The sequence below is a fragment of the Kitasatospora sp. NPDC057518 genome (assembly GCF_042802075.1).
Taxonomy (GTDB): domain Bacteria; phylum Actinomycetota; class Actinomycetes; order Streptomycetales; family Streptomycetaceae; genus Kitasatospora.
Genome location: NZ_JBHVEU010000813.1, coordinates 1 through 1092, shown reverse-complemented (window position 1 = coordinate 1092; position 1092 = coordinate 1). Strand labels below are relative to the sequence as shown.

The window sequence follows — 1092 nt, the reverse complement described above, 5'->3', positions numbered from 1 at the left end:
ACCAGGGGGCGGGAAGCAGTAGAGGACACCACCACCGGGGCCGGCCGCCGGGACATCCCGTCCCGACGACCGGCCCCGGCCATGCCGATCGGGCGGCAGCCGTCCCGATCAGGCAGAAGAGGCGGCGGCGGAGATCATCCGGAACGCGGACCCGGGTGGACCTGGGGCACCCCTTCACGGCAAACTGGTCTAGACCTTGGAGGTCTAGACCTCAGCCTCGCCTCAGAACGGTGGACCCAGTATGGAAATCGTGATCGTCCCTGACGCCCGTGCGGCCGGCGAACTCATCGCCGCGGCGATCACCGATCTGCTGACCGACAAGCCCGACGCCCTGCTCGGCGTGGCCACCGGCTCGACCCCGCTGCCGATCTACCAGGCCCTGGCCGAGCGGGTCCGCGACGGCCGACTGGACGCCGCCGAGGCGCGCATCTGCCAGCTGGACGAGTACGTCGGCCTGCCCGCCGGCCACCCGGAGTCCTACCGCTCGGTGGTGCTGCGCGAGGTCGTGGAGCCGCTCGGCCTGACCGAGGACTCCTTCCTGGGCCCGGACGGCAACGCCTCCGACATCGCCGCGGCGGCCACCGCCTACGACCGCGCGCTGGCCGAGGCCGGCGGCGTCGACCTCCAGCTGCTCGGCATCGGCACGGACGGCCACATCGGCTTCAACGAGCCCTGCTCCTCGCTCTCCTCCCGGACCCGGATCAAGACCCTGACCCGGCAGACCCGCGAGGACAACGCCCGCTTCTTCGACAGCCTCGACGAGGTCCCGCACCACGTCATCACCCAGGGCATCGGCACCATCCTGGAGGCCCGCCACCTGGTCCTGCTCGCCACCGGCGAGGCCAAGGCCGAGGCCATCGCGCTCGCCGTCGAGGGCCCGCTCTCCGCGGTCGTCCCCGCCTCGGCGCTGCAGCTGCACCCGCACGCCACCGTCGTGGTGGACGAGGCGGCCGCCTCCCGCCTCAAGCTCGCCGACTACTTCCGCGACACCTACGCGGCCAAGCCGGCCTGGCAGAAGCTCTGAGCACTCCCGGGCAGCGGCCTTGACGGCCGTGACGGCCGGGGCGCCGGCCACCGACTCCCCTCGGTGGC

Annotated in this window: 1 protein-coding gene; it reads left to right on the top strand. The window is 72.8% G+C overall.

Annotation, left to right across the window (positions count from 1 at the left end):
- Nucleotides 1-241: 241 nt before the first annotated feature.
- Nucleotides 242-1024 (top strand): glucosamine-6-phosphate deaminase, encoded by a 783-nt coding sequence (nagB, locus tag ACFU7Z_RS39575; protein WP_380783012.1) that lies wholly within the window; start codon nucleotides 242-244, stop codon nucleotides 1022-1024.
- Nucleotides 1025-1092 lie beyond the last annotated feature (68 nt).

What these genes read in the sequence shown, in the direction of transcription:
- nagB (WP_380783012.1), top strand. Translation starts at nt 242, where the DNA reads ATGGAAATCGTGATCGTCCCTGACGCCCGTGCGGCCGGCGAACTCATC.